This is a genomic window from Brachybacterium hainanense (assembly GCF_042434575.1).
GTDB classification, from domain to species: Bacteria; Actinomycetota; Actinomycetes; order Actinomycetales; family Dermabacteraceae; genus Brachybacterium; species Brachybacterium hainanense.
Genome location: NZ_JBHLSV010000011.1, coordinates 56,756 through 70,445 on the forward strand (window position 1 = coordinate 56,756; position 13,690 = coordinate 70,445).

The following is a 13,690-nucleotide window of genomic DNA, read 5'->3' on the forward strand; positions in this document are numbered from 1 at the left end:
CTCATGACGCGCGGGCGGTCCGGGATGTGACAGATGCGGACGGTCCCGCCGCCCGGCACGCATCGAACCTGGTCATCGTGCCTCCGGGCCGTCACGACGCACCACGCGGGCGAGCACGGCGGGATCCGCACGGAAGTCGATGCTCTGGATCCGGCCGTCCACGACGGTGATGTCGAACAGCACCTTCGCCTCGCCGCGGTGGAACCAGGCCGCTCCCGCCCGCCCGTCGACGCTGACCGGCAGCGCCGCATGCGCCGAGCCGTCGAAGAAGGTCGCGATCGCCTCCGCTCCCTCGATGCGGGACGGCGTCCCGGTCAGGATCGCCTGCTCATCGGCACCGATCCGCGCATCGGGGGCGAGCAGCTCCATGAGCCGGCGGAAGTCGCCTCCCCGGGCGGCATCCATGAACGCGTCGACGACCTCCCAGTCCGCGAGCGGATCCTCCGCGCGCGGCTGCGCCACCTTGGCGCGCGCCCGGGAGGCGAGCTTGCGGGCCGCGACCGGCGTGGTCTCCAGGACCGCGGCGATCGCCCTGAACTCGAAGCCGAAGGAGTCGTGCATGATGAAGGCGACCCGCTCCTGCGGGCTCAGCCGGTCCAGCACGACCTGCAGCGCGACACCCACCGCATCGGCGAGGGCCACGTCCTCGGCCGGGTCCGGGACCTGCTCGTCCGGCTCGACCTCCTCGGCGGGGACCGGGGTGAGGCGGCGCAGGCGGTCCAGGCACAGCCGGGTGGTGACCGTCGTCAGCCAGGCGGGCAGCGAGTCGATCGGCTCGGCCGTCCCGTCCAGCCGCAGCCAGGCCTGCTGGACGATGTCCTGGGCTTCCACCGCATCGCCGAGGATCCTCGTCGCGAGCCCCGTCAGCCGGGGTCGCTCCTGCTCGAACCGCTCCGCGAGCAGATCCGCATGCCGCGACGGTTCCGCTGGTTCCCTCATGCCCATCTCCTCATCCTTCCCTCCGGCCCGGCCGATCCGCCGGACTCTCCTTCCCTGACGCACGCGCGGGCGCCGATGTGACCGCGGACGCTCCCGCCGCGGCAGGGTCTCCTCCCCAGGGCCGCCGCTCTCAGCGCGCGGCGATGCCCTCGCTGATGCGCAGCGCGTTCGCGAGGATCGTGAGGACCGGGTTCACCCCGCCGTTGGTGACATGGGTGGAGCCGTCGGCGACGAACAGGCCCTCGTGCCCCCACACCTGCCCGTCGGGACGGGTCGCGGAGGTCGCGGGATCCTCGCCCATGCGCAGGGTCCCGGCCTGGTGCTGGCCGGCGCTCACGGGCACGGGAAGGGACATGGGGCGCATCGGCACGACCCGCTGTGCCCCGGCCTCCTCGAGCCAGGCGGCCGCGCGGGCGATGAGCATGTCGCGTCCGCGCAGGTCCTCCGCGTGGAGACTGCCGGAGAGCCGCACCTGCGTGCGGCCGAAGCGGTCGCGCCGCCCTGGATCCAGGCGCACCCGGGAATCCGCGGTCGTGACCTCCTGGATGGGGCCCATGACACGGGCGAAGCGGAGCATGGCCCGTTCGATCACGGGCGAGCCGACGGGCTCCTCGGCCGCGATCAGCCCGGTCTCGCGCAGGGCCCGCTGGGTCGAGGCGGGGGTGGGCACGAATTCGTCGGCGAGGATGCCACCGCCGATGATCCCGTCGTTGCCATGACGGAAGTCGGCGGTGGAGGTGCGGGGGCCGGGGCCGCGCAGATCGACGACCTCCTCGGCGAAGAGCGCGGACGCCCCGCCGTACGAGTGGCCCTGCAGATGGCGACCCACCTGGTCGGCGGCGTTGCCGAGGCCTCCGGGGAACGCATCGGTCGCGCTGTCCAGCAGCAGGCGCGCCGACTCGATCGCTCCGGCGGCGAGGACGACGACGCCGGCGATGATCTCGCGCCGCCACAGACGGCCCTCGGCCGTCTCCCCGACCACCGCGACGCCGCGGGCCCGTCCGGCGCCGTCGACGAGGACCCGGCTCGCCTGCGCGGAGGCCAGGATCGTCGCGTTCCCGCTGGCGAGGGCGCGCGGCAGCGTGGTCGAGTGGCTGCCGGCGCGGGCGGCGACAGGGCATTCGAAACCGATGCACTGGGAGCAGCGGATGCAGGCGCCGCGCCCGCCATAGGGACGGGAGTTCACCAGCAGCGGCACCGGCTGGACGCCGAAGCCGAGGCGGGCCGCGGCGGCGGAGAGGCGCTCGGAGATCGGGGAGACGGGCAGGGCCGGCATCGGCACGGGGGCGCTGCGCGGCCCGGCCCACGGGTCGGTGAAGGGCCCGCCGCTCACCCCCAGCTGCTGCTCGACGCGCGTGTAGAACGGCTCGAGGTCCTCGTAGCGAAGGGGCCAGTCGGCGAGAGAGCTGCCCTCCGGCACCCCGTAGGTGCTGGCCATGGCGAAGTCGCGGGGAGCGAAGCGCCAGGCCTGCGCCCCGTACGCGCGGGTCCCGCCGCCCAGGGTCATCGCGTTGCCGTTCCACAGCCAGTCGCGTGCGGGCACGTCGCGGAAGGGGCCCTGCCCGATCGCGACGCCGCGGGTCTCGGCATCGGGTCCGGGACCCGTCAGGGGGAACAGGCCGGTCGAGGCGCGCGGGGTGCGCAGGTGGTCCCGCAGGAGCTCCCGCGACCGCGGATAGCCGCCGCGCTCGAGCACGAGGATGCGCAGCCCAGCCTCGGCGAGGGCCTGGGCGGCCATGCCGCCGCCGGCACCGGAGCCGACGACGACCGCGTCATAGACGTCCTGCACGTCCTCGGGGCGGGCGAGGTCCTCCGGTCGCAGGAGCGCGGGCGGCTCCTCCGACAGCGGCGGCGGCGACCAGGCGCCGACGTGCGGGGCGAGCACCGGGGAGACCCGGTCGGCCGCGAGACCGTGCGCGTACAGCAGGTCGCCGACGAGCGCCCGCTCGGCGACCGGGTCGAGAGGGGCATCGGCCCAGGTCATCGCGTGGGCATCAGCGAGATCGAGGAGGCGCGCGGCGAGCTCGTCCCGGAGCGCGGGACGTCGGAGCGGGGAGTCGAGGACGGCGGCGATGCGCTCGCGGACGGCGGCGGTGCGGGCATCGGTCGGCGCGGGAGTGGTCATGGAACTCCGATCTCGGCGACGGGACCGCCCCATTGTGCGCCGGGAGCGCGCGGTGCGGCGGGAGGTCGCGGATCCGAGCCGAATCACGTGCGCCGCACAGGCGCATCACAGCATCGGGCACGAGGCTGGGGTCACATCCGGGCGGGAGGAATCCCGACCGGGCGCACGAAAGGAGCGCAGATGGAGACGAACGACGCCGGCCAGCCCGCGCAGGCTCGTGCCGCGGAGTCGCCGACGATGACGGCCCTGCGACGGATCATGATCGCCTCGAGCATGGGCATGGCGACGGTGGCTCTGGTCGCCGCCAACACGGGCGCCTCCCTCGGCATCACCGCCCAGGCGCAGCCGAGCACGCCCACGACCGGCATCATCTCGACGATCACCGGCTGATCGGGCGGGCGGAGCCCCGCACAGGAGCGCTCAGACGGCGCGGATCAGCTCGCTGCGGGTGCTCCAGCCGGCGAAGAGACCGGCCCCGGGCTCGAGGCGGCGCCCCTCGGCGAGAGGGCCGATGGGGACGGCGTCGAAGCCGAGGCGGTTCAGCAGCACTCCCACGGCGTCGGCGGCGTGCGGATCATCGGCGGCGACGGCGAGCGCCCGCCGCTCGGGATCCCCGGCGGGCCGTCCCGCGTCCTCCACGTCGTGGTAGCCGATGTGGTTCAGCGACTTCACGACCCGTGCGCCGACGAGGTGCGCGGCCAGCAGCTCGCTCGTCGAGGCCGCTGCGCCCAGCCGGGCGCGGGCCGCCTCGACGGCGCGCCGGTCCTCCTCGCCCCAGGGGTTGGTGGCGTCCACGACGATCGTGCCGCGCAGCGCCTCCGGCGCGATCTGCAGGGCGACGTGCAGCGGCACGGTGAGCAGGACGATGTCCACGCCGCGCCCCAGGTGCCGGACGGGGACGTGGCGCGCGCCGGGAAGCCGGGTCATGAGCGGCGCGCCGCCGTGGCGCGCGGCGACGTGGACCTCGAGTCCGGCCCGGAGCGCCGCGCGGCCCAGCGCCGTGCCGATCCGTCCCGGCCCGAGGATGCCCACGCGCGGCGCGGCGAGCAGCCGGCGCCGCACCTGCCGGGGATCCTCCGCCGCCGCACCCGTCTCCGCATCCGCTCCGCCCTTCCTCGGAGCGGCGGGGCGAGGGGCGGGGGCTGCCCGTCGCCTCTGGCGGAGGCGGGCGTGCTCCGCTGCCGCGTCGAGCAGACGGGCGGCCAGCGCATCCCCCAGACGGAAGCAGGGCGCGTTCGTGCCGGGCCGGGCGAAGGCGCCGATGGGGAGCTCCGAGGTCCAGGCCCCGATCGCCCACAGACCCGGCTGCGGGGTGCCGTCGGGGGCGAGGACGCGGTGCTGCGCGTCGACCTCGAGCTTCCCGGGGGCGGCGTCGGACTCCCGGCCGAGCGGTTCGGTGCCGCCTGCGCCGACGAGGGATCGCAGGAGCGGGTCGGTGGAGTCGGCGAGGGAGGCCTCGGGCAGGAAGGCGTCCACGAGCGCGGAGGCGGAGACCTCGACGCCGCCGCGGCCCCGGGCGACGAAGGCGCCGAGCTCGGCGTCGGCCCGCACCTGCAGGTCCGGGCCGAGGAAGGCGACCACGCCCGCGCGCTCGAGGGCGAGGAGCTGGTGGAGGCGGTGCGGCGGCGGCCCCGAGTCGATGAAGCTGAACAGGGAGTGCCACCAGCGGGGGTAGGCGCCGTGGAAGTCCTCACGCAGGCGGTGGGCGGGCAGCTGGTCCACGAGCACGCCGCTCAGGCGCAGCAGCACCTGGAACAGGGCGCGGGCGGGGACGACATCGGTGCCACCGGTTCCCTGGCGTTCCCGGAGGTCCTGCTCGATGTGCTCGACGACGGCGGCGCGCACCGCCTCGGGTCCGGCGCCGGCGGGAAGGGAGGCCAGCGGGTCATCGAGCCAGGCCAGCGGCTGCGGGTCCCCGTCCGCGGGCCAGGGCGCGCCGGGGACGGCGCGCGCGATCTCGCGGGCGATCAGCGGCAGCACGTCCTCGACGAAGCCGAGCCTGCCCTGCGCGTCCTCGCGGGCGCGGAGGTTCTCGGGGGTGACGTGGACCAGCTGCGCGGGGGCGGCGGGCACGCCCTCGCCTGCGACCTTGGAGTGGTACGGAACGCCGCGCCGGGAGCCGAGCCACAGCTGCGGCTCGCGGCCCGAGGGCGTGTAGCGCAGGCGGTCGGGGTCGTCGGGGCGGGGATCGGCGCGGAAGGTGCCGCCGCGTCCCTCGGTGAGCAGGGCCATGAGGTCGATGAAGCCCAGTCCCATGCCGCGGACGATCACGTCCTGGCCGGCGCCGAGGCTCTCGAGGTCTGCATCGCGGGCCTGGGAGGGCGGCAGGTAGGTGCCGCCGTGGCGGCGCGCGAAGGCGGCGAGCTCGTAGCGGGCCGCGCTCGGTCGGGCGTCGGTGTGGCCGGCGGCGAGCAGCAGGAGGTCGGCGCGCAGCGGAGCCCGACCGTCGAGCTCGACGAGCCATCCGGGATCATCGTCCTCGCGGCGGGCGGAGGACTCGTCGCGGTGGACGGCGGTGGCGACGGTCCGGTGCACGCGCACCTCCACGGTCTGCGGGAGCCGGGCGAGCACCTGCCCGAAGAACCATTCGAGGTACAGGGCCTGGACGCGGCGGCTCGCGAAGGAGTCGGGGGTGAGGGCGCGGATCTCGGCGAGGCGGGCGGTTCCCGCCGTGGGCGCGGGGATCTCGCCGTCGCGGATCGCGGCGGCCCACTGGGCGAGCGATGGGCCGGGGTGGGCGGGGCCGTCTGCCTGCACGGAGTCGTCGGTGAAGATCGTGACGTCGCGGGCGCGGGAGTTCATCAGGAGCAGGGGGCTCTCGTCGGATCGCCAGATGCGGCCGGCGCCGGGCATGTGGGGGTCGACGATGTCGATGCTCAGCCCGTGCCGCTCCAGCCTCTGCGCCTGCGCGGAGACGGTGGCGTGGGCCGCGATGCGGTCGAGCACGCCGATCGCGCGGGGGCCTCCGCCGATGATGACGAGATGCGAGGTCATCGCTGGTTTCTCCCTCCGACGTGCGCATGTGACGCACTATGGATCACTCATAGCGTGACCCTTGAACACTCATTAGAGTCACCTATGGATCAGATCCCCGCAAGCCACCGATCCCCTCCGGTTCACACCTCGTCACGGAGCATCCGCCATGAGCCACACCACGACCGCCGTCCCCCCGGCGCCGGCGACGCGCACCTCGGCCGTCCCCGCGCCCGCCGCCTCCGCGCCCCCGCCCTCCCCATCCGAGCAGGCGCCGGGGCTCCCCGCCTTCCGCGTGGTGCCCGCGCGCCGCCCGGGCCGGATCGTGCTCACGATCGCGGTCGCCCTCGTCCTCAGCGCCGTCGCCTGGTCCTTCATCACCAACCCGCGCTGGGAATGGGGCGTCGTGGGCAGCTGGTTCTTCGCCGAGTCGATCCTCCGCGGCCTCGCCGAGACCCTGAAGCTCACCGTCGCCGCCGGCGTCGTCGGCTTCGGCCTCGGCCTCATGCTCGCGCTCATGCGCCTGTCCAGCTCGACCCTCGTGTCCGGAGTGGCCTGGACGTTCTCCTGGGTCTTCCGCTCGACGCCGCTGCTGGTCCAGCTGCTGCTCTGGTACAACCTGGGCTACCTGTACGAGCGGGTCGTCCTGGGGATCCCCTTCACGGGCGTGACGCTCGTCGACGCCCGCACGAGCGACCTCATGACGCCGATGCTCGCCGCGATCCTGGGCCTCGGCCTGCACCAGGCCGCCTACGCGGCCGAGCTCATCCGCGGCGGCATCCTGTCCGTGGACCAGGGACAGCTCGAGGCCGCGAGCGCGCTGGGCATCCCCGCTCGCGACCGCTCCGCGCGCATCGTCCTCCCGCAGGCGATGCGGGCGATCCTCCCGTCCGCGTTCAACGAGGTCATCGGCCTGGTCAAGGGCACGAGCATCGTCTACGTCCTCGCCCATGCGGAGCTGTTCTTCACCGTCCAGCTCATCTACGGCCGCACGCAGGAGGTGCTGCCGATGCTGCTGGTGGCGACCCTCTGGTACGTCGTGATCACCTCGGCGCTGAGCATCGGCCAGTACTACATCGAACGGCACTACGCCCGCGGCGCCGTCCGCACCCTCCCGCCCACCCCGCTGCAGCGCCTGCGCGCCCGGCTCTCCGCGCCGCGACCCACCGCCCAGGAGGTCCGCGCATGAGCGCCGCGCTCCCGTCCGCCCCGACCACGGTCGCAGCCTCCGCCGCCACCGGGACCGCCGCTCCCGCTCGGTCCGGCCGCGGCCTCGTCGAGCTGCGCGGCATCCGGAAGTCCTTCGGCACCCTCGAGGTGCTGCGCGGCGTGGACCTCACCGTCCGTCCGGGAACGGTCACCGCGATCCTCGGCCCCTCCGGCTCGGGGAAGTCGACGCTGCTGCGCACCATCAACCATCTGGAGACCGTCGACGCGGGCCTGGTCAGCGTCGACGGCGAGATCATCGGCTACCGCCGCGAGGGCGACGTGCTCCACGAGCTGCCGGAGAAGGAGGTCCTGCGCCAGCGCACCGGGATCGGCATGGTGTTCCAGAGCTTCCACCTCTTCGCGCACATGACGGCGCTGGCGAACATCGCCGAGGCCCCGCGCCGCGCCCTGAAGGTGCCGCGCCGGCAGGCAGAGGCCCGTGCCCGGGAGCTGCTCGCCCTCGTAGGCCTCGCCGATCGGGCCGATGCGTACCCCCGCCAGCTCTCCGGCGGGCAGCAGCAGCGGGTCGCGATCGCCCGTGCCCTCGCCCTCGAGCCGGCGGTGCTCCTGTTCGACGAGCCGACCTCCGCCCTGGACCCGGAGCTCGTCGAGGAGGTCCTCGCCGTGATCCGCGACCTCGCTCGCGAGGGCCGCACCCTCGTGATCGTCACGCATGAGATCGCCTTCGCCCGCTCCGTCGCCGATGAGGTCGTCTTCATGGACGGCGGAGAGATCCTCGAGCAGGGCCCGCCCTCCCGCGTCATCGACGCCCCCCAGCACGAGCGCACCCGCTCCTTCCTGCGCCGGGTCAGCGCCGCATGACCCACCCCCGTCCCGTCGCCGTCCCCGACCCTGGAGTCCCCATGACCTCTCGCCTCCCCCGCCGACGCTCCGTCGCCGCGTCGCTCCTCGCCCTGCCGCTGCTGGGCCTCGCCGCCTGCGCGGACCCGACCTCGAAGGCGGCCGCGCCCGCCGTGGGCGGCTCGGCCGCCTCGGACGGCGGCGGCACCGAGTCGCCCGCGGCCGTCGACACGAGCGGCACCCAGGAGCTGATCCGCTCCACGGCCGATGCCTCCGTCGCCGCCCTCCTGCCCGCGGAGGTCAGCGCATCCGGCGTGCTGCGCGTCGGCATCAACGGCACCAGCTCCGCTCCCCTGTCGTTCCTGGCCGACGACAACACCACCTACATCGGCTCCGAGATCGACGTGGCCCGCCTGGTCGCGGACAAGCTGGGCCTCGAGTTCGAGATCCTGCTGACGACCTGGGAGAACTGGCCGCTCAAGCTGGGCTCGGGCGACTTCGACGTGGTCCACGCGAACATCGGCATCAACGAGGAGCGGCTGCAGAAGTTCGACTTCGCCTCGTATCGCGCCGCCTACATGGCCTTCCTCGCGAAGAAGGGTGCGGACTTCTTCCTCGAGTCCCCGGAGTCGATCAGCGGTCGCATCATCGCCGTCGGCGCGGCGACCAACCAGGAGCGGATCCTCACCGACTGGAACGCGCAGCTGACGAAGGAGGGGAAGGCGCCCGCGGAGCTGAAGAACTACTCGACGGAGGCGGACACGCTGCTCGCGCTGGGGTCCGGCCGGATCGACGCGTACATCGCCCCCTTCGCGACGCTGTCCTTCATCGCCGCGCGCCGCGAGGACATGGAGATCCAGGGTCGCATCGATGCCGGGTGGCCCGATCAGACGCTCGTGGCCGCGACCTTCCTGGGCGGCAGCGGCCTCGTCGAGGCGTATGCCGCCGCCCTGAACGCCCTGATCGCCGAGGGCACCTACGGGCAGGTCCTCGCCCGCTGGGGCCTGACCGCCGAAGCCCTCACCGAATCCCGCGCCCACACCAAGGAGCACCCGTGACCAGCACATCCACCCTGTCCTCTCCGATCCCTGCGCCGCATCCCGCGGATGCGGAGCCCGCCCTGCCCGTCCTCGCGGTCGACCTCGTCACGGATCCGGCGCTCGCCCCGTCGCTGGCGGAGCTGGGCCGCGGGATCGACGCCGCCGGGATCGGTGCGATCGTCCTCTCCGATGGCGGACTGCACCCGATCCACGCGGCCTCCGCCCTCGCCCCCGCGACTCGTCGCGCGAGCGTGCTCGCCCGCACCGATGCCGTGCACGTGGAGCCCTTCCACCTGGCCACGCAGCTGGCGAGCCTGGACCACATCGCCCACGGCCGCTCCGGCTGGCTGGTCACGGCTGCGACCGACCCGGCGGTCCCCGCCGCCGTGGGCCGTCCGCAGCTGGACGCCGAGCAGACCGCGCAGGAGGCCGCCGACGTGCTCGAGGCGAGCCGGCTGATCTGGGACTCCTGGACCGATGACGCGGTCGTGCGGGACATCGGCTCCGGGGTGTACGTCGCCGCCGCCCGCCTGCAGTACGCGGACTTCGAGGGCAGGACCTTCTCGGTGCGCGGCCCGGCGATCACGCCTCGCTCGCCGCAGGGGCAGGTCCCGGTGCTGGTGGCCGATGCGGATCGCGCGGTCGTCGGCGAGGAGGTCGCCGCCGCGGCCGACGGTCGCGCCCTCGACGTCCCCGTCGCGGGCCTGCCGCCGCAGAGGATCGTCGAGCTCGTCGCGACCGCGCTTGCGGAGGAGACCGCGGGGGCGACCCCCGGCGCCGAGGTCGGTCGCATCCGCCTGGTGCGCCTGGTGGGGCTCATCCCCGATGCGGACCTCGCGGCGGTTCTCGCCGAAGTCGCGCAGGCGCTGCGGGACCAGGGCCTGATCACGGCGGCGCCCACGGAGGGCGCGAGCCTGCGCGAGCAGCTGGGCCTGCCGCGCCATGACGTGGTGATCGATCCGGCGCGACGCTCCGACCGCGCGCGCATCGCCCGCGGCGAGACCAGCCTGTTCACCGACCATGTCGCTCCCCGGCAGCCCGCCCCCGCCACCGCGCCCGCTGCGGCGCCCGCTCCGCCCGCCCCCGAACCCCACGTGGAGGAGATCCGATGACCACGACCGCCCTGCATTCCCACGACCTCTCCACCCTCACGACCGGCCCGGCGGAGCATCCGATCCATCCGGCGCATCGGCCCACCGGGCAGCTGCGCCTGGGCGTCTTCTTCCAGGGGGTGAACTCCTCGACGGTGTGGCGCCTTCCCCAGAGCGGCGACCAGGTGGCGTGGGAGTCCTTCGAGACGCTGATCCGCACGGCCGAGCGCGGGAGGTTCGCGGCCTTCTTCCTGGGCGAGGGGCTGCGGCTGCGGGAGCATCGGGAGGTGCCGCTCGAGCTGGATGTGGCGGGGAGGCCCGATGCGCAGACCCTGCTCGCAGCGCTGTCGACGATCACGCAGAGGATCGGCCTGGTCGCGACGCAGAACACGACCTACAACGATCCGGTGGACCTGGCGCGGCGGCTGCAGAGCCTGGACCTGCTCTCCGGCGGGCGGGCTGCCTGGAACATCGTCACCACGGACAACGCGTGGACGGGCGAGAACTTCCGTCGCGGCGGCTATCTGGACCATGCGGACCGGTACACGCATGCGGAGGCGTTCGTGAAGGTCGCCCAGCAGGTGTGGCGGGGCGAGGAGGTCGTCCACGACGGGGCGCACTACGCGATCCGGGCGAGGGGGACGCTGCCGCGGTCGCCGCAGGGCGAGCCGGTGCTGTTCCAGGCGGGCGTGTCGCCGCAGGGGCGTGACTTCGCGGCCCGCACCGCGGATGTCATCTTCTCCCCCTTCGGGGACCTGCCGGGGGCGATCGAGTTCCGCCGGGATCTGGCCGAGCGGGCGGTCGCGGCCGGGCGCAGCGCGAACGACGTGCAGATCTTCCCGGGGGCGGTGTTCGTGCTCGCCCCGACGGACCGGGAGGCGGAGGAGAAGTTCCGCTGGGTCCGGGACCTGCAGGTGGGCCCACAGCAGGCGATCGCGCTGCTGGAGCAGTACTGGGGGCGGGACCTGTCGGCCTTCGATCCGGACGGTCCGCTGCCCGATGTGGAACCGGAGGTCGTGGAGTCCGGCGTCACGCGCGGGGCCGGGTTCCAGTTCGCGAAGGCGAAGGAGCTGACGGAGTCGTGGCGCGCGGAGGCGGCGGAGAGAGGCCTGTCGATCCTCGCGTTCGCGCGGGAGAAGGCCGGCTCGCGGCGCGGCGCGTTCATCGGCGGGTACGACGGCGTCGCCGATCATCTGGCGCAGTTCGCGGCCGTCGGCGCGATCGACGGCCTGAACATCACGCCGTGGCTGGTGCCCCACGGGATCGACGACATCGTCGACGAGCTCGTGCCGCGCTTGCAGGAGCGCGGCGTGTACCCCGCCGAGTACGCGGGGTCGACGCTGCGCGAGAACCTGGGTCTGCCGATCCCCGGCTGATCCTCACCGATGTGCCCGGTGGGGGCGGGCAGCTCAGAAAGGAGGGTCGCCATAGGAATCGAACGGGTCGTGCACGGATGGGGGCGGGGGTGGGGACGCCGCCATGGTGCCGGTTCTGGAGCCCTCGCGTCCCAGGCCACCGAATCCGTCCTGCCGCGCCGATGCGAGAGCTCCGCCAGGCCAGTCCGCCCCGCGGGGGCTGTCACCGGTCCCGATCATTCCCTGGACGCCGTCTTCGGCCCCACCTCCGGGGTCCTCGCCCGGCGGCCGCGGGAGATGCTGACCGAAATGCCGACAGTCGATGTCGCAGAGGGTCTTCGGGTGATACCGGTAGTGTTCGTCGAGCAGTTCCAGGGCGAGGGTGCCGACGAGATCGGTCTGGTCCCAGGCATCCACGACCGCCTCGTCGCCGCGGACGGTCCGGATCCTCCATCGGGTCAGACCGGGCACGTGCGTCCCATCGGCCTCGATGCGGGCTCCGTGCAGCCGCACCGGGTCGATCCGCCCCTCCGTCTTCTCCTGGTGGTGGAACCGGCACAGCCAGTGCAGGTTCTCGATGTCGGTGGGCCCGCCCTCGAGCCACTCCTGGATGTGATCGCACTCGACCGCGACCCGCGCGGATCGCTCACAGCCCGGCACTGCGCACAGGCCGCTGCGCAGGCGCAGGTGCTCCTGCATCGCTCGCGAGGGACGGTACGCATCGGCCGGCATCGGGAGGAATGCTCCGCTGCAGGGGTCGGTCAGCACTCGGTACCAGGTCGGCTCCTCGGCCGCGAGCAGACGTGCGAGGTCCGCCGGGATCGGCGCATGCCCATCGACGAGCCCTGGCGCCTCCACGGCGCCCAGAAGGGTCAGGGCGGGCACGGTCACGGTGATCCGGAACCGCTCCGCCGGGATCTCGACGCCCTGCGGATCCAGCTCCGCCCGGGTCAGCAGCAGATACCGCAGCGCATCCAGCGCCGCCGGCTTCCCCGACTCCGCCACGCTCCCGTCCACGTCCCACGGGATGTCCGTCCCCTTCTCGAGCGCGAGGCGCTGCGCGGCCTGCACCGCGCGGGCGGTCACGTCGAGGCGATGCGAGGTCGCCAGGAGCTCCGGGGCCGGACCGGTGACCTCCAGGCAGGCGAGCCCGTCGGTTCCCGCACGCAGCCGCACATCGCGCCGCACCGGGACCTGCTCCTGCTCCTCGCGCTCGAGCTCCTGCAGCCAGCAGATCAGCGCGTTCACCTTCGTGAAGAACCCCTCTGCCCCCATCAGCATGTTCCAGGTCCGCACGACCTCGTCCAGCGCCAGGCGCGAGGTGTCCTCCAGTCGGCGGGAGCGGCGGAGCAGGTGCGTGAACCAGGGCGCCGGGAACACGCCCTCCTCCAGCATCGCCAGGCACGCGGGAAGGGTGGAGACCGCGTGACTCGCGTCCCGGATCTCGTGATCCGCACGCCGCACCGGCACCCGCATCCCGGTCGCTGCCGCGAGCGCCTCGATATCGCCGTCCGGGTCCGGGAAGGGCGACTCGGCGTCCCCGCCCCAGAGCTTCGACAGCGCCCTCAGCTTCCTCCCCAGCAGCGGCCCCTCCTCCGCCACGACATCCCAGATGTCCTGTACGACCTCGCTGAGCTCCGGTTCATCCGTGAGGCAGGCCTCCTCCGCGAGAGTGTCGCGGGTGACCGTCTTCCGAGCGCGCCGTCCCCCGCCCGACAGCCGCTCCGGGATCTTCGCCAGCACCCGGTCGACCTCGCGCTGCACCGCCGGATCGCGCCGCTCCGGAGCCGGGGGCTTCGGTGCCGGTCTCGTCGATGAGGAGGAGGCCTCCTCGTCCGGACCCGGAGTGGGAGCGGGAGCGGGAGCGGGAGCGGGAGCCTCGGCCCCCGCCGTCCGGGAGCGGACCAGGCCGAGCCGATGGCGCGGCCCCTCCCCGCCCGGAGACCCGAAGCCTTCCGCCCCCGGGATGTACGCCTGAGCCATGCCTGCCACCTCCTCCGTCCTGTGCGCGGATGATCTCCTCGCCGACCAGCACCGCGTATCGAAATCCTGTTCGAAATCTAGATTACACCCTCGCCCCCTCCGACTCAAGACCCCCGGGAGCGATTGTGGAAAACATTCTCTGGCGGATCGCATCCGCGGGCCAACCTCATCCAC

The 13,690-nt window shown here is 73.7% G+C and carries 10 protein-coding genes; 6 read left to right on the forward strand and 4 right to left on the reverse strand.

The genetic code is table 11. The features are described from left to right. Positions 1-72 precede the first annotated feature (72 nt). Both ACFFF6_RS10675 and ACFFF6_RS10680 read right to left on the reverse strand, forming a co-directional pair. Positions 73-939, reverse strand: a complete 867-nt coding sequence (locus ACFFF6_RS10675) for a sigma-70 family RNA polymerase sigma factor (protein WP_376980491.1) — start codon at positions 937-939, stop codon at positions 73-75. Positions 940-1,069: 130 nt separating this feature from the next. After that, positions 1,070-3,064 carry a GMC oxidoreductase gene (locus ACFFF6_RS10680; protein ID WP_376980492.1) on the reverse strand — a complete coding sequence of 665 codons (1,995 nt, stop codon included), beginning with the start codon at positions 3,062-3,064 and terminating at the stop codon, positions 1,070-1,072. 180 nt (positions 3,065-3,244) lie between these two features. Between ACFFF6_RS10680 and ACFFF6_RS10685 the strand changes: the two genes are divergently transcribed. Next, the gene (locus tag ACFFF6_RS10685; RefSeq protein WP_376980494.1) at positions 3,245-3,454 is read left to right on the forward strand and encodes a hypothetical protein; all 210 of its coding nucleotides are present in this window, start codon (positions 3,245-3,247) and stop codon (positions 3,452-3,454) included. 30 nt (positions 3,455-3,484) lie between these two features. Here ACFFF6_RS10685 and ACFFF6_RS10690 read toward each other — a convergent pair whose 3' ends face one another. Beyond that, positions 3,485-6,058: an FAD/NAD(P)-binding protein gene (locus tag ACFFF6_RS10690; protein WP_376980496.1), complete on the reverse strand. Its 2,574-nt coding sequence runs from the start codon at positions 6,056-6,058 to the stop codon at positions 3,485-3,487. Positions 6,059-6,206: 148 nt separating this feature from the next. Here ACFFF6_RS10690 and ACFFF6_RS10695 point away from each other — a divergent pair, with 148 nt between their 5' ends. The 5 genes from ACFFF6_RS10695 to ACFFF6_RS10715 are packed head-to-tail and all read left to right on the forward strand — an operon-like array spanning position 6,207 to position 11,554. Beyond that, on the forward strand, positions 6,207-7,226 hold the full coding sequence (locus ACFFF6_RS10695; RefSeq protein WP_376980498.1) for an amino acid ABC transporter permease: 1,020 nt from the start codon (positions 6,207-6,209) through the stop codon (positions 7,224-7,226). Next, positions 7,223-8,068 carry an amino acid ABC transporter ATP-binding protein gene (locus ACFFF6_RS10700; protein WP_376980500.1) on the forward strand — a complete coding sequence of 282 codons (846 nt, stop codon included), beginning with the start codon at positions 7,223-7,225 and terminating at the stop codon, positions 8,066-8,068. The genes ACFFF6_RS10695 and ACFFF6_RS10700 overlap by 4 nt, the downstream gene beginning before the upstream one ends. 41 nt (positions 8,069-8,109) lie before the next feature. Beyond that, the gene (locus ACFFF6_RS10705) at positions 8,110-9,105 is read left to right on the forward strand and encodes a transporter substrate-binding domain-containing protein (RefSeq protein ID WP_376980502.1); all 996 of its coding nucleotides are present in this window, start codon (positions 8,110-8,112) and stop codon (positions 9,103-9,105) included. Continuing rightward, on the forward strand, positions 9,102-10,199 hold the full coding sequence (locus ACFFF6_RS10710) for an LLM class flavin-dependent oxidoreductase (protein ID WP_376980504.1): 1,098 nt from the start codon (positions 9,102-9,104) through the stop codon (positions 10,197-10,199). Before ACFFF6_RS10705 ends, ACFFF6_RS10710 begins: the two co-directional genes overlap by 4 nt. Continuing rightward, positions 10,196-11,554 (forward strand): LLM class flavin-dependent oxidoreductase, encoded by a 1,359-nt coding sequence (locus tag ACFFF6_RS10715; protein WP_376980506.1) that lies wholly within the window; start codon positions 10,196-10,198, stop codon positions 11,552-11,554. The genes ACFFF6_RS10710 and ACFFF6_RS10715 overlap by 4 nt, the downstream gene beginning before the upstream one ends. Before the next feature lie 33 nt (positions 11,555-11,587). Here the strand turns inward: ACFFF6_RS10715 and ACFFF6_RS10720 are convergent, their stop codons facing one another. Next, positions 11,588-13,516, reverse strand: a complete 1,929-nt coding sequence (locus ACFFF6_RS10720; RefSeq protein ID WP_376980508.1) for an HNH endonuclease signature motif containing protein — start codon at positions 13,514-13,516, stop codon at positions 11,588-11,590. Positions 13,517-13,690: the final 174 nt, after the last annotated feature.